Origin of the sequence: Eubacterium sp. AF19-12LB, assembly GCF_003479125.1 — a bacterium.
Lineage (GTDB): Bacteria > Bacillota > Clostridia > Lachnospirales > Lachnospiraceae > Eubacterium_U > Eubacterium_U album.
Genome location: NZ_QUGP01000013.1, coordinates 15,576 through 37,172 on the forward strand (window position 1 = coordinate 15,576; position 21,597 = coordinate 37,172).

The 21,597-nt window shown below is 33.2% G+C and carries 10 protein-coding genes; 9 read left to right on the forward strand and 1 reads right to left on the reverse strand.

What is annotated here, in order from left to right:
* The 5 genes from DWX29_RS11240 (at position 1) to DWX29_RS11260 (ending at position 10,052) form a co-directional block, all read left to right on the forward strand.
* Positions 1-2,265: an ABC transporter ATP-binding protein gene (locus DWX29_RS11240; RefSeq protein ID WP_118565876.1), complete on the forward strand. Its 2,265-nt coding sequence runs from the start codon at positions 1-3 to the stop codon at positions 2,263-2,265.
* Complete coding sequence (locus DWX29_RS11245; protein WP_118565877.1) at positions 2,258-4,123, forward strand: ABC transporter ATP-binding protein; 1,866 nt, start codon at positions 2,258-2,260, stop codon at positions 4,121-4,123. The genes DWX29_RS11240 and DWX29_RS11245 overlap by 8 nt, the downstream gene beginning before the upstream one ends.
* A 244-nt stretch (positions 4,124-4,367) precedes the next feature.
* Positions 4,368-7,271 carry a glycosyl hydrolase family 28-related protein gene (locus DWX29_RS11250; RefSeq protein ID WP_118565878.1) on the forward strand — a complete coding sequence of 968 codons (2,904 nt, stop codon included), beginning with the start codon at positions 4,368-4,370 and terminating at the stop codon, positions 7,269-7,271.
* Positions 7,264-9,129 carry a coagulation factor 5/8 type domain-containing protein gene (locus DWX29_RS11255; RefSeq protein WP_118565879.1) on the forward strand — a complete coding sequence of 622 codons (1,866 nt, stop codon included), beginning with the start codon at positions 7,264-7,266 and terminating at the stop codon, positions 9,127-9,129. The genes DWX29_RS11250 and DWX29_RS11255 overlap by 8 nt, the downstream gene beginning before the upstream one ends.
* Positions 9,130-9,248: 119 nt before the next feature.
* Positions 9,249-10,052 carry an aldo/keto reductase gene (locus tag DWX29_RS11260; protein WP_022088078.1) on the forward strand — a complete coding sequence of 268 codons (804 nt, stop codon included), beginning with the start codon at positions 9,249-9,251 and terminating at the stop codon, positions 10,050-10,052.
* Between the two features lie 362 nt (positions 10,053-10,414).
* Here the strand turns inward: DWX29_RS11260 and DWX29_RS11265 are convergent, their stop codons facing one another.
* A complete protein-coding gene (locus DWX29_RS11265) occupies positions 10,415-11,143 on the reverse strand; it encodes an SDR family NAD(P)-dependent oxidoreductase (protein ID WP_117910387.1) in 729 nt (242 codons plus the stop codon).
* Positions 11,144-11,658: 515 nt separating this feature from the next.
* On the opposite strand from DWX29_RS11265, the gene DWX29_RS11270 reads away from it, so the two are divergent.
* From DWX29_RS11270 to secA, 4 genes are all read left to right on the forward strand, one after another.
* Positions 11,659-13,044, forward strand: a complete 1,386-nt coding sequence (locus DWX29_RS11270) for an SH3 domain-containing C40 family peptidase (RefSeq protein ID WP_118565880.1) — start codon at positions 11,659-11,661, stop codon at positions 13,042-13,044.
* A 645-nt stretch (positions 13,045-13,689) separates the two neighbouring features.
* On the forward strand, positions 13,690-14,226 hold the full coding sequence (raiA, locus tag DWX29_RS11275) for a ribosome-associated translation inhibitor RaiA (protein ID WP_022089650.1): 537 nt from the start codon (positions 13,690-13,692) through the stop codon (positions 14,224-14,226).
* A gap of 561 nt (positions 14,227-14,787) precedes the next feature.
* Positions 14,788-18,699: a glycosyl hydrolase family 18 protein gene (locus DWX29_RS11280; protein WP_158574543.1), complete on the forward strand. Its 3,912-nt coding sequence runs from the start codon at positions 14,788-14,790 to the stop codon at positions 18,697-18,699.
* A 144-nt stretch (positions 18,700-18,843) separates the two neighbouring features.
* A complete protein-coding gene (gene secA / locus DWX29_RS11285) occupies positions 18,844-21,414 on the forward strand; it encodes a preprotein translocase subunit SecA (RefSeq protein WP_118565882.1) in 2,571 nt (856 codons plus the stop codon).
* The last annotated feature ends 183 nt before the right edge of the window (positions 21,415-21,597 follow it).

The window sequence follows — 21,597 nt, forward strand, 5'->3', positions numbered from 1 at the left end:
ATGAGATTTTTTAAAAATTTCAAGGGGCATATGCCAATGGTATTTACAATAATAGCATTTTTGTTTATACAGGCTATGTGCGACCTGTCTTTACCTGATTATACAGCATCATTAATTGATACAGGTATTAATAATTCAGGAATTGAATATGCAACACCGGAGAAAATTTCAGAAGAAAGTTATCAGGGAATTGCAATGTGGATGACTGATAAAGAAAAAAGTAAATGGGAGTCTGCATATAAGAAACAAAGTAATGGAAATTATAAGTTAAAAGATAAATCAAAAGAAAACATGGAAAAGTTAGATAAGACTTTTTCAGAACCAATTCTTGTATATTCAATGATTTCTCAGGCACAGGACAAGAAGAACAATAATGAAAATACTGGTCAGGATATGAGTGAGTACATGAAAGAAATTGATATGGATTCTCTTGATAATCAGGCTAAGATGGACTTAGCAGCAGTTCAAAATGGAACTATGACACAGGAACAGTTTATGGCAGCTCATTTCGATTTAATAAGAGATACAGTAAGAGATAAAATGGGGTCAGCAATTGATTCTATGGGAGATTCTCTTGTTCAGTCTTCAGCTATTTCATTTGTAAAAAAGGAATACAAAAAAATCGGAGTAGATGTTGAAACAAAGCAATTTAGTTATTTGTGGAGTACAGGAGCAAAAATGCTTGCAATGGCACTTTTAATGACTGTAAGTGCGATTATTGTTGGTTTCCTCGCATCTAAAGTATCAGCTTCAATCGGTAAAGAGTTAAGAGAAAAAGTATTTAATAAAGTATTGGAATTTTCTGATGCAGAAATTAATAAGTTCTCTACAGCATCATTAATTACAAGAAGCACAAATGATGTTCAACAGATTCAAATGGTATGTGTAATGCTTCTTAGAATGGTTGCTTATGCACCTATTCTTGCTGTGGGCGGCATAATAATGGTTATAAAAACACACTCAGGTATGGAGTGGATTATCGTAGTTGCTGTTGCTGCTCTTTTATGTTTGGTAGCAATATTGATGGCTTTAGCTATGCCTAAGTTTAAAATTATGCAGGATTTAGTTGACAGAGTAAACCTTGTTTCGAGAGAAATTTTAACAGGAATTCCTGTAATAAGAGCATTTAGCAGAGAAAAGAAAGAAGAAGAAAGATTTGATGTTGCAAATAAATCTTTGACAAAGGTAATGTTATTTACAAATAGAGTAATGACATTTATGATGCCACTTATGATGATGGTAATGTATGGAATTACAATATTGATTGAATGGGTTGCAAGCCACAGAATTGATCAGGGTGCTTTAGAAGTTGGGTCTATGACTGCATTTATTACCTATACAATGCAGATAGTTATGTCTTTCCTTATGATAACAATGGTATCAATTATGCTTCCTAGAGCAACAGTTGCAGCAGAAAGAATAGATGACGTTTTAGATACAGATGTTTCTATAAAAGATAAAAAAGAAGCTAAGATGTTAGATGCACCAAAGGGAATTGTAGAATTTAAAAATGTTGATTTTAAATATCCTGATGGAGATACAAATGTTTTAGAGGGAATAGATTTTATTGCTAAACCTGGTGAAACTACTGCTATTATAGGTAGTACAGGTAGTGGTAAGAGTACTGTAGCAAAGCTTATTCCTAGATTTTACGATGTAACAGAGGGACAGATTACAATTGATGGAATTGATGTAAAAGATTTATCACAGAAATCAATAAGGGATAATATTGGATATGTACCGCAAAAGGGAATTTTGTTCTCAGGAACAATTGCATCTAATATAAAATATGGAGCAGAGAATGCATCCGATGAACAAATGTTAGAGGCTGCAACAATTGCTCAGGCAACAGAATTTATTGATTGTAAAGAAGAAAAATATGATAGTCCTATTTCACAGGGTGGAACTAATGTTTCAGGAGGACAGAAACAGCGTTTATCAATTGCAAGAGCAATTGCAAAAAATCCTAGAATATATATTTTTGATGACAGTTTCTCAGCGTTAGACTTTAAGACTGATGCAGCATTAAGAAAAGCATTGAGTCCTAAGGTAAAAGAAAGTACAGTAATTATTGTAGCTCAAAGAATAAGCACTGTATTACAGGCAAAGCAGATTATTGTTTTAGATGATGGAAAGATGGTTGGAAAAGGAACACACAAGGAATTAATGAAGAATTGTGAGGTATATAAGCAGATAGCATCATCTCAGATGTCAGAAGCCGAATTGGCAGCAAGTTTAAATGAGGAGGTGGATAAAGATGAGTAATGAAAATAGAACAAATATAAATCCACCAAGAAGAATGAGAGGACCTATGGGCGGCGGCCGAATGGGGTCAGGTGAAAAGGCTAAAGATTTTAAAGGCACGATTGGAAAATTAATACGATATATTGGAAATTATAAATATGGCGTATTTGCAGTAATGGTTTGTGCAATGTTTAGTGTTGTATTTACTGTTGCAGGACCTAAGGTATTAGGTAAAGCGACAACAGCACTTTCAGAAGGAATTATGAACAAGATATCCGGAAAAGGTGGAATTGATTTTGGATATGTTGGAAAGATACTTATAATTGTTTTGTTATTATATGGAGTAAGTTGCATATTTAATCTTGTTCAGGGATTTGTAATGACGGGTATAACACAGAAAATCTGTTACCGTATGAGAAAAGAAATTTCAGAAAAAATAAATAGAATGCCACTCAAATATTTTGAAAGTAGAACATACGGTGAAGTTTTATCAAGAATTACAAATGATGTAGATACATTAGGAAATGGATTAAATCAAAGTATAACACAGTTAATTACATCTATAAGTACATTAATCGGTGTATTTATTATGATGATAACAATAAGTGTACCGATGACACTTATTACACTTATTACATTACCTGTGAGTATCTTATTAATTAGTTTTGTAATTAAACATTCACAGAAATACTTTAAGAGTCAGCAGGAATATTTAGGTCATATAAATGGTCAGGTAGAAGAAGTATATAGTGGTCATCATATTGTAAAGGCGTTTAATAAAGAAGAAACTGTAAAGAAAGAATTTCATGATACAAATGAAATCCTTTATAAATCAGCTTGGAAATCTCAGTTTTTCTCAGGATTAATGATGCCTATAATGCAGTTTGTTGGAAATTTAGGTTATGTTGGTGTTGCAATTTCGGGTGCTTATCTTGCTATAAATGGAAAAATTGAAATTGGTGATATTCAGGCGTTTATCCAATACGTAAAGAATTTTACACAGCCAATTCAGCAGGTGGCACAGGTTTCAAATATGATGCAGAGTATGGCAGCAGCAGCTGAGAGAGTATTTGAATTCTTAGACGAGGAAGAAGAAGACCAATTCGTAGCAAATCCTGTAGATATAAACACTGTTAAAGGAAATGTTACATTTAATCATGTAAACTTTGGATACAATGAAAATCAGACTATAATTAATGATTTTAGTGCTGATATTAAGGAAGGACAACAGATAGCAATAGTTGGTCCTACCGGAGCAGGAAAGACTACAATTGTTAAATTATTAATGAGATTCTATGATGTAAATAAGGGGCAGATTCTTATTGACGGACATAATGTCAAAGATTTTAACCGAGGCGAACTTAGACAGGAATTTGGAATGGTTCTTCAGGATACATGGTTATTTAAAGGAACAATTATGGAAAATATCCGTTATGGCAGATTAGACGCAACAGATGAAGAAGTAATTGCAGCAGCTAAGAAAGCTCACGCAGACCATTTCATCAGAACTCTTCCGGATGGATATAAAATGGAATTAAATGAAGAAGCAAGTAACATATCACAGGGACAAAAACAGCTTCTTACAATTGCAAGAGCTATACTCGCAGATAATCCGATTATGATATTAGATGAAGCAACATCTTCAGTAGATACGAGAACAGAACAAAGAATTCAGCGTGGTATGAATAATATGCTTAAAGGCAGAACAAGTTTTGTAATTGCCCACAGACTTTCAACTATAAAGAATGCCGATTTAATTCTTGTAATGAAAGATGGAGATATAATCGAGCAGGGAAATCATAACGAATTAATGGAAAAAGATGGATTCTATGCTAAACTATACAATTCACAATGGGCACAGCAGGAAGAAACAGCTTAGTTTTAGAAGATTGATAAAGAGAGAATAATTTTAATGAAAGAGCATCATAAAAAAGTGGTGCTCTTTTATTTATGCCTACAAAAATGTTAAAGAAAAATATGATAAAAATGCACAAAAATAATGCTTTGATTTAATCAATTAATGTTGATTTTAACAAAAATATCTGATAAAATTGTTTCAATAAAAAAGAATAAAGTATTTTAAAAAGAATACATATATTATTGAGAAATATGAGGTATTTGTTATGAAAACAAGTTTTTATACGGGGAAAATAGAGGATGAGTCTGCGATATATTTTGACGCAGACCATTTTAATATTAGTAATGATGGAATAGTGGATGTATCAGATGAACTGCAAAAAGCAGTTAATATGGTTGTAGAAGAATACGGTTATGGAATTGTATTTGTTCCTGAAGGAAAATATCTGTTAAGTAAGACAATTTATATTCCAAAGGCAGTAAGAATAATCGGATATGGAGAAAAAAGACCTGAATTTATATTAAAGGATAATGCATTAAATTTTAATATATCAAAGGAAGACGATAAAGGTCATTTTAGATATTTGTTCTGGTTTGTGGACAGAGTTGTAACGGAAGGGACAAATGTGAATGCAAATGATGCTAATCCGGGAACTTTCTATAGTGCAATGTCTAATGTTAATATTAACTTAGGTAGAGAAAATGATTATGCGGTAGCTTTTAGGACACATTATGCACAACATGCTTTTTTAGCTCACATTACAATTAACGTCAATTCAGGAATGGCAGGAATATATGATGTGGGAAATGAAATGGAGGATATAGAAATTGTCGGTGGAAATTACGGAATAATCACTACAAAGTGTTCTCCGGGATGGCCATTTGTAATGGTAGATACAAAATTTGAAAATCAGAAAAAAGCAGCTATTTTTACAAGAGAGGCAGGTCTTACAATAGTAAGAACTGATGTGAAAAATGTGCCACAGTTTGTAGAGGTACAGGATGAATTTTTTGAAAAATTATATATAGAAGATTCTATATTTAAAAATGTGGATAAATTATTGAATATTGCATTAGAAAATAATTCGTTAACAAGTATTTATGTAAAGAATTGCTATTTAGAAAAATGCAATGTTATCGTAAGTTATAAGGATACAGAAAATACAATAGATAATAAATATGATTGTACACATATAAATGAATATATACATGGAATAACAGCAAGTGATGAGCATCCTGAAAAACAAATTAAAGATATATTATATATAGGAGAAAAGCAAATTGACTATAATGTTTTGTATACAGATTTAAAGACTTTACCTGAAGTAAAACAGTGGATAAATGTTAAGAAAAATGGTCTTATTGGAGATGGAGTTACGGATGATACAAAGGTTCTTAAGGAGTTAATTGAAAAGTATACATATCTTTATTTCCCACAGGGAGAATATTTGCTTACAGATACTATCAAATTAAAAGATGATACAGTTATTATTGGACTTAATCCTGTTTCTACTAAATTTATACTTAAAGATAATGCAGAAAGATTTACCGGATATGGAAAAGGTATAGCATTTATTGAAAGTGGAAAAAGCAACATATTATTTGGTATAGGAATAGAAACAGGTGGAAAAAATCCAAGAGCAATAGGACTTAAGTGGAACGGCGATATTGATTCATATATTAATGATGTAAAAATGTTTGGTGGACATGGAAATCTTGTTAAAGGTACAGGAGCGTTTGAAATGCCTTATAACTCAACAAGAACTGCAGACAGTAATCCTGAGCGTATGTGGGATTATCAGTATCCATCAATAGTCGTTAATGGTGGCGGAGTAATTAAGGATGTGTGGTCTGCAAGTCCTTATGTAACAGCAGGAATAACTATCGAAAATACTGATACACCGGGAAAGATTTATTGTATGTCACTTGAGCATCATTGTAGACATGAATTGTTGATGAATAATGTTAAGAACTGGACAATCTATGGAATACAGACAGAAGAGGAAGTGGCAGAAGGCGAATTTGCAAGACCAATAGAACTACATAATTGTGAAGATATTACATTTGCAATGACATATCATTTTAGAACAATATTTGTAAATAAGCCTTATGATTATTGTGTAAAAACATTTGACTGCAAAAATATTTTATTTATAAATGCACATAATTTCTCACAAATGAAATACACAATCGATAATTATCTTTTGGATGTAAACTCAAATGTAGAAATAAGAACATGGCAGGCAACAAAGATTGATATAAAGGGAAATGTTGGCAGAAATATTAGAATAACTAAAACTAATGAACCACAAAAATTATATAGTGGATTCAGATTCCCTGACGGAGGGATTTGTAATCAAAAAGGTGATTTCTATTTTGTAGACAGTCTTGATAAGAAAATTTATTGTGTAGACGGAAAAGATTATAAACTTACTGAAATATTTGAATCACCTTATAAAATTAATTCTGTAGGATTTGATACAAATGACAGAATAATAATTGTTGGAGAATATGTGATTCCAAAGAATGCTACAGTAGATGGAAAAAAACAGGAAAATATGTTGCCTTCGGACTCATATGGTACTTCATATGGATTTTGGTACAACAGAGATGCTTATACAATAGTATTTACGTTAGATGATAATGGAGAAATGCAACCATTAGATATGGTGGAAATGGGCAAAATAGAACCTGATAGAGTTATATATCCGGGTAATAGATGGAGAGATGGTTCAGATTATAAAGAAGTTTTAGGATATAAGCCTGAAAAAGCTTGGATAGCAATGGACAAAAAGACAATAATACCAAATCACTATGACTTAATAAGAAGCAATAATTTATCAATTTCATCATGTGGAGAAAAAATGTATTCAATTGATGAGATGTATAAAAGAGTATTTGAGTGTACAGTTGATAAAAATGGTTATCTTAAAAATCCTGAAGTTATAATTGAAGAGGGAGATTATTGCGTTAGAAAAAATAAGAATAATATTTTAGTTGGTGATGACGACGTAAAAATATATAGAGATGGTAAATTTATAAAATCTATCCATGTAGAATCAAGACCGTCTACATTTGATATAGGTGGAGAAAATAAAGACGTTTTATTTATAACTGCAAGGGATGGAATTTATGTGGCAAAAATTGATTTGGAGGAGAATGATGAATAGAAAGGTTTATATTGCAGTAACAGCAGCACTTGCATCGATGTTATTGTGGGGATGTGGAGAAAGTGAAAACAAAACAGCTAAAAAGAATGCAACACAAAATGTTACTGAGGTACAGACAGAAGAGAAAATAGAAAATGCAATTGACTATGAAAGTGATGGTGAACCTGTAAAAGATGCTACAGTATTTGGAGAAAATACATATGTATTTTCTCCGGAAGATGATAAAAATGAAATTCAGTCTAAAGTAGATGAAATTTATAAAAAACAGGAAACAAATCAGTTCGGAAAAGAGAGATATGCAATTTTATTTAAACCGGGTGCATATGATACAGCATTATCTGTAAATGTTGGTTATTACACACAGGTATCAGGACTTGGAGTTTTACCTACAGATACAAATATTAACAAGTTGTGGGTCAACGCTGACTGGATGTATCATAATGCAACATGCAATTTCTGGAGAAGTGCAGAGAATTTTTCAGTAAATGAATATTGTATGTGGGCAAATTCACAGGCGGTTTCACTTAGAAGAATGAAGTTTAATGATGGAATGGTTCTCAGTGATGGAGAAGGGTGGTCAAGTGGTGGATTTATGGCTGACTGCTATTCAAATGGAACAGTTTCATCAGGGTCACAGCAGCAGTATCTTACAAGAAATGATTTTTGGAGATTGTGGGATGGCGGAGTTTGGAATATGGTTTTTGTTGGGATTGATACTGTAAGAACTCCGGCAGGAACATGGCCGTATTCGCCATATACAAAAGTGCAGACTACACCTGTTATTCAGGAAAAGCCATACCTTACATATGATGAAGAATATGGATACGGAGTTATTGTTCCTGAACTTAGGACAGATGCTGTTGGAGTATCATGGGAAAGTGGAACAAAGGGTAAATTTGTCAGCTTAAATAAATTCTACATCGCAAATCCAAATACGGATGATGCAGATACAATTAATGAGGCTTTAGCAGCAGGCAAAAATTTATTACTAACGCCTGGAATTTATGAAATAAATAAACCGTTAAATGTTAAAAATAGTGATACAATAGTATATGGAATGGGAATGGCAACAATTGTATCTGTCAATGGAAATAAAGCAATGAAAATAGCAGATGTTGACGGGGTGAAAATAGCAGGAGTGTTATTTGAAGCAGGTGAAAAAGAGTCAGATACATTGCTTGAAGTAGGTGCAAAAAAGAGTGATGTTTCTCATGGGGCAAATCCTACAACTTTAAGTGATGTATACTTTAGAGTTGGAGGCTCAAGCTACGAAGGAAAAGTTAAAAATTGTATTACAGTAAATAGTAATGACGTTATTGGCGACAATTTATGGGTATGGAGAGCAGATCATGGAGATAATGTGGCATGGGACAAAAATACAGCAAAAAATGGTGCTGTAATTCATGGTGATAATGTAATTATGTACGGATTGTTTGTAGAACATTTTCAGGAATACCAGACAATATGGGATGGAAATGGTGGAAGATTATACTTCTATCAAAGTGAGATACCTTATGATGTTCCAAATCAAAGTGAATTTATGAGCAATAATGGTAAAGTAAATGGATTTGCGTCATTAAAAGTGGGAGATAATGTATTAACATTTGAAAGTTATGGCGTAGGTGTATATAGTTACAATAGAGATGCTACTATTACAATAGATAGAGCAGTAGAGGTCCCTGATATTGAAGGAGTAAAATTACATAACACGGTAACCGTTATGTTAAATGGACATCCGGGAATAGAACATGTAATCAATAACAGTGGATACGGAGTAAAATCATCCGGCGCAACAGCAAGAATAGTGGAATATGAAAATGGAGAACAGAATAATATGGTCTCTCGGAATCTTGAGTAATCATACCAGCAAAATGATGGAATTAAAGTGGAGGCTTTAATAAAAAGGGAATCGGGAAGTCTTGATTTTACTGGCTTAGAGACTCCGAGAGATTATTAATAAATAAAGGAGGAAAAGAAATGATACTTGATGAATGTTATGTACTGCAAAATGGAGTAAAGATTCCTAAATTAGGATTAGGTACATGGCAGATACCAAATGGAAAAGACACATACGATGCTGTTTCATATGCTTTAGAAACAGGATATAGACATATTGATACCGCAGCAGCATATGGCAATGAAGAAAGTGTTGGCAAAGCAGTAAGAAATTCAGGAATACCAAGAGAAGAAATATTTATAACTACAAAACTTCCTGCCGAATGTAAAGGCTATGATATTGCTAAAGAATGCTTTAACAAATCAATGGAAACACTTAATTTAGGATATATTGATTTGTATCTAATACATGCACCTTGGCCGTGGGATGAGTGGGGAAAAGACTGTACAGAAGGAAACATAGCAAGCTGGCAGGCTATGGAAGAAATTTATGAAGCAAACGAAGCTAAGAGTATCGGAGTATCAAATTTTGCAAAACAGCATTTAGAGCCGGTGTTAGAAATTGCTAAGATAGTACCAATGGTAAATCAAATCTGCTTCCATATAGGTAACAGACAGGAAGAGACTATTGAATTTTGCAATAAATATAATATGCAGATAATGTCATATTCTCCGCTTGCAACAGGAAATATTGTAAATGACAAATATATAGAAGTAATTGCAAGAAAATATGGTGTTACAATACCACAGGTGTGTATAAGATATTCGTTACAAAAAGGCAATGTTGTAATTCCTAAATCTACAAAGAAAGAACGTATAATAGAAAATTCAAAAGTAGATTTTGAATTAACAAAAGAAGATATGGAATATTTAGACAAAAAATAAATATAGAAATAACACAAAATCATAGAAAAATCCTATGATACACTTAAGGTTAATTAACTGAACCTAAAAGAGTTAGAACTAAAATTGGGTAATCGAAGTTTTTGATGGTTTGTCAATCTATTTGATGGTCTTACGTGAGGGTTTGTGATATTAACTAAAGGCATTTGTCACCGCCGGTTCAAATTGACAGCGGATTTTGCTTAGAACCAAAGGTTCTAACAGCAAAATATAGCTGGAGATTTAGAACTGCTGCGAGTGACAAGCAGCGCGAGCGTTATTAAGTTGATATCACAAACCCTCACAATTAAGAAATCTAAAAATTAGAAAATCAACGTAACTTTAAAGTGCATCATAGGAGTTTTTTATATCCATCCACCATCAACAGTGATAATCTGACCGGTTAAATAATCACTGCCATTTACTAAAGAGAGTGCAGTCAATGCAATGTCTTTAGGAGTTCCAATACGTCCGGCAGGAATATCGGTTACAATTTCATTGATATCATCTGAAGAAAGGTGGCTGTTCATATCAGTATCAATAATTCCACATGAAATGGCATTAACCTGAATATTTGAAGGCGCGAGTTCTTTAGCTAAAGCTTTTGTAAAAGAATTAATTGCACCTTTAGTTGCTGAGTATGCGACTTCACATGAAGCACCGACATTTCCCCATACAGAAGAAATGTTAATTATTTTACCTGAATGGTTATGCAAAAAATGAGGAACCAGTTCTTTTGACAAAAATATAGGCGCTGTTACATTTGTATTCCAAATATAATTCCAATCGTCAATTGATAAATCCTGAATTAATCCAACAACAGATATTCCTGCATTGTTAATAAGAACGTCAACTGAAATATTATTATTCTTTAAAAATTTAATTAAATCAGATATAGTTGACTGCTTTGATAAATCACCCTGAAACAGGAAAATATTAACATTATATTTTGAAAGCTCATTTTTTAAAGAACTTAGGGTGTCAATATTATTGTGACAGGTTGCTACGATATTAAAACCATTTTGAGCAAAGATAATTGCAATTTGTTTGCCGATTCCACGGGAGGCTCCCGTTATTAAAACTGTTTTATTCATAATTAATATAATATCAGTAATGAAAAATTAGTTATATTAAAACTTCAATGTATTGAAAAATATAAACGTATAAAAAGTTTTTACACAGAAGTATAAAAAGTTTGTATTTATAAAATTTTTTATGTTAAAGTATTTCAAAACATTAAAACTTTTCCATAGTTGATAAAATCCTTCCTAAAAACTATTATCAACACAATAATAACACATATTTAATATAAATTAATATAGATATAGTAAATTTAGAATAATATAAATTAATATTTAGATATTAAAATACAATGAAGTAATTTGCCACAAAATTGATTTAATTTGTTCACAAAAAGCAAATAGATAACTGGTAATATATAAAATTGTTGTAGGAAGCATTATGAAAATGACACTTATTTAATGCACTATTGATAGTGTAATAGTGGCATGAATTGTCAAAGTATCTTTGTTGACAATAATAGACAGTGTTGTTATAATGTACAACGTAATAATTTTGTAATAAATAGTGAAAGTACACGGAGGTTTACATGAAGCACTATAGAAATATGACAGCGTTAGCGTTTGGAGTATTAGCAGGAACAGTAATTTTTGCAGGTGGAAAAACGGTAGCGGCTGACACATTAGACACTGAGATTGCAGGTGCTGGAATTGCAGTTGCGTTGAATGATTACACAGCAGGTGTTGCAACAGAAGCAGAAACACAGGCTACAGATATTTCAACTTTAATTCCACAGCAGTCGGCAGAAGAAGCACAGCAACAGGCAGCTCAGGCAAGTAAAGATAAGGAAAACAAATATTTTGAGGATATTGCAATTACATCTGTAACAGGTGATGATTACGTAAACGTAAGAAAGAAACCTAGTACTGAAAGTAAAGTTGTTGGTAAAGTATACAGCAATTGTGGCGCAGTTATTCTTGAAACAACAGAAGACGGATGGTACAAAGTCAGATCCGGAAACGTAACAGGTTACATAAAAGCTGATTATTTTGTAACAGGTTCAGAAGCAGAAGATTATGCATTGGATGCAGGTTATGTTATTGCTAATATGAATGACACAGGTATTCGTGTTAGAACAAAGCCTACTACAGAATCAGAAGTTGTGACTAACGTTTACCAGAATGAACATTATGTTATTAAGAAATTTAGTAAAGATGGATCATGGGTTAAGATTAAGATGAAGAAACCTGATGGCGAAGGAAGTATGAGTGGTTGGGTTTCAGCAGATTTCGTTGATGTTACAATAGATATGGATACTGCAATTACACTAAAAGAAGAAAAGGCTATGCAGGAAGCAATTTTAGCTGAACAGCAAAGAGAAGCAGAAGCAGCTCAGGCAGCTATAGATGCACAGCAACAGGAACAACAGAATCAGAGTAATACATCAGTTAATTATAATTCAAGTAGTTCAAGTTCAAGTAGTAGCAGTTCATCAAGTAGCAGTAGTTCATCAAGTAACTCAAGTTACAGTAAACCTGCAACAAGTAATAGCTCAAGCTCAAGCAGTTCATCAAGTAGCAGTAGTTCATCAAGCAGCTCGAGTAGCTCAAGCTCATCAGGTAGTGCTGCTGCAGTTGTAGCATATGCTAAACAGTTCTTGGGCAACCCATATGTTTATGGTGGCTCAAGTTTAACAAATGGAACAGACTGCTCAGGATTTACAATGTCAGTATATAAGCATTTTGGATATAGCTTGAATAGATCATCATATACACAGGTATACAATGGTGCAAGTGTATCAACAGGAAACTTACAGGCAGGTGACTTGGTATTCTATAAATATGGTGGCAATTCAATTAGCCATGTTGCTATTTACATAGGTGGTGGACAGATTATTCATGCATCTACAGAAGAAACTGGTATTATTATCAGTGGTGTAGGTTCACCTTGTGCAGCAAGAAGAATTATGAACTAAGAATAACATATAAAATAAGACCGAATTTTTCGGTCTTATTTTTTTGGCTCTTTGTCAAGCGTGGGGGTAATCCGAGTTTATACCAGGCTGTTAATAACATTCACAGCCCATGTTTCTTTTTAGTTAAATATGTTGGTAATTAGGGAGTAAAAAAGTAAATTGTTTTAGAATTTCGAAATTAATTCTTAAAGTATTAATCCGCACTGAGAAAATGGTTCATAATATTGGAAAAAAGTCAATAAAAAAATAGTGAAAATTACCAAAGAAAATCATTTTTATTACTAATACACAAAACAGACGTTCTTTTACGCCATAAAACAAAATACGACATGAATCAACAAAAAATAATGTTAATAGTGTTAATAACTAGATTGATAACTTGTTTTAAAGGGAAAAATGCCAAAAGAATATGTTAATAACTCAAATAATGGAGGAAAATGAATGTTAATAAGTTAAGGTGTCAAATTGTGCAATTTATACAAAAACATATGTCGAAAAAGATGTATGGAAAAATAGTGTAAATTTGTTAATAAAATAACACAAAATAAATGTGAAAAACTTGTAAATAAAGTTTGCTTTTCGCTTGTTAAATCTTATGATTATATGGTATAATTAATCCATCAGAAACGGAAAGGAAGTGGTACCATGAAAATTAAAATCATAGGTAGAGGCATTGAGATTACAGACGGATTAAGACAGGCAGTAGAGGACAAACTTAGCAAGCTTGAGAAGTATTTTGTACCAGATACAGAGATTATTGCCAGACTCAGTGTTGAAAAGGACAGTCAGAAGATTGAGGTAACAATTCCAGTAAAGGGAACTATTATTAGAGCAGAGGAGGAAAGCAGCGACATGTACGCTACAATCGATTTAGTATTAGAAACGATTGAGCGCCAGCTTGTTAAACATAAAAATAAACTTGTTGACAAGAAGAAATCATATAAAGAGTTATTTACATCAGAATTTATAGATGCAGATTACGAAGATGAAGAAGAAACAATAAAGATTGTTAAGAGTAAGAAATTTGGAATTAAACCAATGGATCCTGAAGAAGCTTGTGTTCAGATGGATATGCTTGGACATAATTTCTTTGTTTTCCTTAACTCAGAAACGGATGAAGTAAACGTTGTTTACAAGAGAAAAGGAAATACATACGGATTAATTGAACCGGAATTTGATTAAGATAGTTAAATAAATATTTAGATAATTATAAAAAGGAACTGCAAATGGTAAATGCCATTTGCGGTTCCTTTTTTGGCTCTTTGTAAAGAATGGAGTAAACCAAGTTTATAACCGGGATGCTAATAACATTCACAACCTCGAACTTTTCTTTTGCATACAGAAAACTAAGATTACAAATTATAAACATTGGATGCATTAAATGTTTATTAAGTAATATGGTGCAAGAGATTAATTAAAGAATAGAATCAAAAGCAATAGAACTGTAATATAAATATAAAAATATTTTTATGAACATATAATAAATATTTAGATGTTAAAAACGATTCAAAACAAAACTGACTAGACAATTTGCATAAAAAATATGGCTGCCAAATATCGAAATATACAAAAATTACGTTTACGAATAAAAGCAGTTTTATTTTATAGAAAAAAAGTGGGGTAAATTTTATAATATAAACAGTGCAGTAAAACGTAAAACGTTAGGGGTTTTGCTATATGAGGTTTAGATTGCACGCTACGATTGGGCGCACATATGTGCAATATATTGAGGAGGTTTTGATTATGCGAAATGTAAAAAGAATTGGCAAGAAATTGCTTGCTTCTTTTTTGTGTGTAACAATGACAGCAGGATTACTTACGGGTCTATATACATACAAGAACAATAAAGAAGTAAAAGCAGCAACAACAGGTTTTACCAGCAATGATTTCTTAAAATGTGATGGTACATCAATTAAGAATAATTATGGTAAAGGAAACATGGTGTACTTAAGAGGTACAAATACGGGAGGATGGCTTGTACAGGAAAGTTGGATGTGTTCTACAAATGTACGAGACCAGAAAACACTTATGTCAAATCTTGAAAACAGATTTGGAAAAAATACTATGTATGAATTACTTGATTTGTATGAAAACAACTATTGGTCAGAATCAGATTTTGACAATTGTAAGGAAATGGGAATGAGTGCAATAAGGGTTCCGTTTACTTACATGAATCTATACAAATATGACAATTCTAAGTCAGATTGGGTTCTTAGGGATGATGCTTTTAAAAAACTTGATTGGTTTGTTGAAGAATGTAGTAAGAGAGGAATTTATGTAATTTTAGACTTACACGGAGCATTTGGTTCACAAAACGGACAGGATCATTCAGGGGAAGTAATTGACAACGTATCTGACGTAACGTTTTTCTCGAATAACTATTATAAAAATAAAACATTAGAATTATGGAAGACAGTAGCGGCTCATTATGCAGGAAATCCGGCAGTGGCAGCTTATGATACCTTAAACGAACCGGGAGAAAAAGCCGGAACTACATCTTCTAAGCATTGGGCATTTTATGATCAGATGTATAAAACAATAAGATCAGTTGACCCTGACCATATTATCATTATGGAATCATGTTGGGGAACTGCAAATCTTCCAAAACCATCAGATTATGGATGGAGCAATGTAATGTATGAATATCATCACTATACATGGAATTATATTAGTGATTTACAGGGACAGAAAGATTCATGTAAAAATCTTATTAACAGCATAAATAATGCTAATTATGGAGTTCCTACATATATAGGTGAATATACATGTTTTGGATTGGAAGATGCATGGACATATGTTATGGATGAATTTAACAAGGCAGGATGGAATTACACATCATGGGCATATAAAACAAATAATTCGGGTTCATGGGGAATTTATCAGGAAAAGACAACGCAGAAGGTAAATCCTACATCGGATTCTTTAGCAGATATTAAGGCTAAATGGAGCAAGGATTCAATTGGCACAGGTTCAAAGAGTAGTAATGGAATTGTGTATAATACAATGAAAAAAGCTATGCCGGGAACAATTGTTTTTGCTGATAAGGCATTAACAGATGCGGATTATTTCTCAATTAAGGCAACTATAAATAACAAATATGTTTGTGCGGATAATTATGGACAGTCTAATTTAGTAGCTAACAGAGATTCTGCCGGTGCATGGGAACAATTTAGAGTTATTTATAATTCAGATGGAACAGTATCTTTCCAGTCTAGAGCAAATAATAAATATTTATGTGCTGTTTTTGATGATACAGATAAAGAAAACCCGGTAATTCCAAGAAGTAATGCAATTGGAACATGGGAAAAATTTTATGTTGAAAAACAGAGTGATGGAACATATGCGATTAAAACATATTTAAATAATTATTATGTTCAGACAGATATAAATGATACAACATCAGGAATATTACATGCCTGTGGAACTTCAGTTGGAACATGGGAAAAGTTTGCACTGGAAGCATCTAATGCATCTGCAATTCCTGGAAATAGCCAACCTGAAGAAACAACTACACAGTCAATAGCTGAAACAACAACTACACAGCCTGTAACAGAAACAACAACTGAAGCTGTGACAAAACCACAGACTGAAGGAAAATTAATTTCAAAGAACAAAACAGTAACAGTTTCAGGAAACGAAAATGATACATTTACAGGAAAAAATATAGTTGATGGTGATGATGGAACAAGATGGTCATCAGACTTTGCAGATAATGCGTGGGCATGTATTGATTTGGGTAAGACATATGAAATTAATAATATGGTGCTTAAATGGGAAGCAGCTTATGCAACAGAATACAGAATAGAAATTTCAAATGATGGCGCTTCCTGGACAACTGCAAAGACATTAAATAATCAGACAGGAGGAACTACAACAGTATCTCTTAACGGAGTAAAGGCCAGATATGTAAAGATGCAGGGTGTTAAGAGAGCGCTCCCTTATGGATATTCTATATGGGAAGTTGAAGTTTATGGAAATGAAACTCAGGATGATTCAGAGCCTGAAGTAAATGTAGATATACCTGACACACAGGGCAAATATGGAAACAATTTTAAAGCAGTAGCGTACTATCCAAACTGGTATGGAGATATTACATCAAGCATTCAGTGGGATAAATTAACTACAGTAATATATTCATTTGCGTTGCCAAATGCATCAGGTGTACTTGATTCTGTAGACGGTTCTGCAAATGTAATTAACAGTTTGATTGAGGCAGCTCATAATAGTGGAACAAAAGTAGAAATGGCAGTTGGAGGCTGGTCATATTCAGATGGAAGTTTGTGCCAGTATGCATTTGAAAAAGCAACAAATACTGACGCAAAATGCAGAAGCCTTGCAAATAGTATTTTATCAGTAGTTGATAAGTATGGATTCGATGGTGTTGATATTGACTGGGAATATCCAACAGCAAGTTCAGCAAATCAATTTACGTCATTCATGAGATATTTGAGAGAAGGATTAACAAAGAGAGGATTGACATTATCGTCAGCAGTTGCTGCTACCAGTGGAACATATCAGACTGATGAAGTTCTTAACATGGTTGACTGGATTAATGTTATGGCATATGACGGAGATAGTGGGGCAGGACATTCACCATATAGCTTACTTACAAATTCATTTAACTATTGGAACTCAACAAGAAAAGTAGACGCGTCTAAAATTGTACTAGGTGTACCTTTCTATGAAAGACCTAACTGGGCGTCATATGCAGATGTAGTTGCTAATAATTCAGCAAATGCATATAAAGACTCAGCAGTTATTAACGGAACAACAGTTTACTATAATGGTTTAGATACAATGGCTAAGAAAGCTACATTTGCAGCACAGAATGCTGGTGGTATCATGATTTGGGAAATTAGCCAGGATAGTAAAAATGCTACATATAGTTTGTTGAACCAAATTTACAAATCAGCTACGGCTATTGTTGGTACAGGTGGAAAAGCTACAGTAACGCAGGTACCGGGAACTGTAAAAGTAGATTCGTTTGGTGGAAAGACAAGTTCAATTACAATGAATACATTTGATAATACAACATATGCAGGAAATTTAACAAATGGATCATATTTAGACTATTATATTAAAGTCCCTTCAAAGGGTAATTATACAGTTGATTTGAAATTAGCTGCCGGAGATAGCAAATATAATGCAGATAACATAATTGTGAAGTTAAATGATAATAATGCGGCAACAATGGCAATTACAGCAAGCAATTCATGGACAAACTTTATTAGTCATAAAGTTACAATTAATTTTGCAGCAAAAGGAACATATAAATTAACTTTAGTTGTAAATGGAGGAGCATGTAACATAGCTGATTTTACAGTTGAAAAAGAAACACAGACTATTCCGGAAGAAACAACAACTACAACAAAGGAACAGGAAACAACTACAAAAGCACCTGAAACAACAAAGGCACCTGAAACAACTACAACAAAGGCATCAGAGACAACAACTACAACAAAAGCGCCTGAGGTTACAACAAAGACACCTGAAACAACAGAAAATGTAAGCCGGTATCCAACATGGGATAGTAATACTGTATATACAAATGGAAACAGAGTTTACTATAACGGCAAAGTATATCAGGCTAAATGGTGGACAGTTGGTGAGAATCCTGAAACTTGTGGACAGTGGGGAGTATGGAAACAAGTGTGATGTTAACAAATATTTTACAAAATAGTAACAGTATGCAGGGGATAATATGTTGAATAAAAAACTCTTAAGTGATACAATATGCTAGTGTGATTATAAGGTTATTGAAACGTTATTATCATAGAAATACATAATTGGGAGTATATAATGAGCGCATTTAGTAAAGTATTTGGCACTTATAGTGACAGAGAGATTAAAAGAAATCAGCATACGCTAGATAAGATTGAAAGCTACAGACCGGCTATGATGGAATTGTCGGATGAACAGCTTAAAGATAAAACGACAGAATTCAAGGATAGATTATCAAAAGGAGAGACTTTGGATGATTTACTTCCGGAAGCATTTGCGGTAGTAAGGGAAGCTGCGAGAAGAGTTCTTAATACAGAACACTATAGAGTTCAGCTTTTAGGTGGTATTATTCTTCATCAGGGTAGAATTGCAGAAATGAAAACAGGTGAAGGTAAGACACAGACATGTTTACTTCCGGCATATTTGAATGCTTTGGAAGGAAAAGGAGTTCATATTGTTACAGTAAATGAATATCTTGCAAACCGTGATGCTGAATGGATGGGACAGGTTCACAGATTCTTAGGTTTAACTGTTGCATGTGTTACTGCTGATATGGATCATGATGCTAAGAAGGCAGCATATGATTGTGATATTACATATATAACAAATAATGAATTAGGATTTGATTACTTAAGAGATAACATGGTCGTTTACAAGGAACAGCTTGTACAGAGAGGATTACATTATTGTATCATCGATGAAGTTGACTCTGTTTTAATTGATGAAGCAAGAACACCTTTGATTATTTCAGGTCAGAGCGGTAAGTCTACTAAGTTGTACGAAGCTTGTGATATTCTTGCCAGACAGATGGAAAGAGGTACAGCAAGCCCTGAATTAAGTAAGATGGACGCTATTATGGGTGTTGACATTGAAGAAGATGGAGACTTCCTTGTAAACGAAAAGGACAAGATTGTAACATTAACTGCTCAGGGTATTGAGAAGGTTGAAAAATTCTTCCATATTGACAATTATGCTGATGCAGAGAATCTTGAATTGCAGCACAATATGATTTTAGCATTAAGAGCGCATAATCTTATGTTTAAAGATCAGGATTATGTTGTAAAAGATGATGAAATTCTCATTGTAGATGAATTTACAGGACGTATTATGCCGGGCCGTCGTTATTCAGACGGATTGCATCAGGCGATTGAAGCTAAGGAGCATGTAAAAGTTAAGAGAGAAAGTAAGACACTTGCAACTATTACATTCCAGAATTTCTTCAACAAATATGATAAGAAAGCCGGTATGACAGGTACAGCCCTTACAGAAGAAAAAGAATTTAGAGATATTTACAGCATGGATGTTGTAGCAATACCTACAAACAGACCTGTAGCAAGAATTGATCATGATGATGCTGTATTTAAAACAAAGAAAGAAAAATTACATGCAGTTATAGAAGAAATAAAGAAATCCTATGCTAAGGGACAGCCTGTATTGGTTGGTACAATTAACATAGATGCATCTGAAGAAATAAGTGCATTATTAAAGAAGGAGGGAATTCCTCATAAAGTTTTAAATGCTAAGTATCATGAATTAGAAGCTGAAATCGTAGCAGAAGCAGGACGTCACGGTGCGGTTACCATTGCTACAAATATGGCAGGTAGAGGTACAGATATTAAACTTGATGATGAAGCAAGAGCAGCAGGTGGATTAAAGGTACTTGGAACAGAAAGACATGAATCAAGACGTATTGATAACCAGTTAAGAGGTCGTTCAGGACGTCAGGGAGATCCGGGTGAATCTAAATTCTACATCTCATTGGAAGATGATATAATGAGATTGTTCGGTTCAGAAAGACTTATGTCTGTGTTTAATGCATTAGGAGTTCCTGAGAATGAAGAAATTCAGCATAAGTCATTAAGCAAAACAATCGAAAGAGCTCAGAAGAAGATTGAAGGAAATAACTTTGGTATTAGAAAGAACTTATTAGAATTTGATAAAGTAAATAATGAACAGCGAGAAATTATTTACTCAGAAAGAGAAAAAGTTCTTAACGGCGATAATATGAGAGATGCCATTGTTAAGATGATTACAGATGTAGTTGAAAATGAAGTTGATACTTACATTGGAGATAATCAGCCATCATCTGAATGGGATCTTACTGGATTGAATCAGAGTATTCTTGAAATTATGCCAATAAAGCTTTCATTGACAAAGGATGAAATCCTTAATTTATCAAAGGCTGAATTTAAGCAGACACTTAAGGCGGCAGCAGTTAAATTATATGAAGATAAAGAAGCAGAATTCCCTGAACCCGAACAGATAAGAGAAATTGAAAGAATTGTTCTTCTAAAGGTTATTGATAGAAAATGGATGGATCATATCGATGATATGGATCAGTTAAAACAGGGAATAGGCCTTATGGCTTATGGACAGAAAGATCCTGTTGTAGAATATAAGATGCAGGGTTACGAAATGTTTGAAAATATGATTCTTAATATCAGATTTGAAACAATAAAAATGTTAATGCATCTTCAGGTAGAACAAAAAGTTGAGCGAGAAGAAGTTGCTCAGGTTACCGGAACAAATAAGGATGATGAAGGAGTTAAAAAGCCAAAGCACAGAGATGTTGCTAAGGTATATCCAAATGATCCTTGTCCATGTGGATCTGGTAAGAAATATAAACATTGCTGTGGAAGAACACATTAAGAGGAAGAGGACAGGACAACACCTGTCCTTTCCTAGTGTTAACAGAAAGTAAAGCAATAAATTGAAACAGTAAATTATATCTGTTAAAAATATAGGAGAAAAAAATGAACGAAGTTCATTTTTTCCTATAAATGTTTCCGACGAATAGCCACTGACCGAAGGGAGGGGGCAATACATATTATA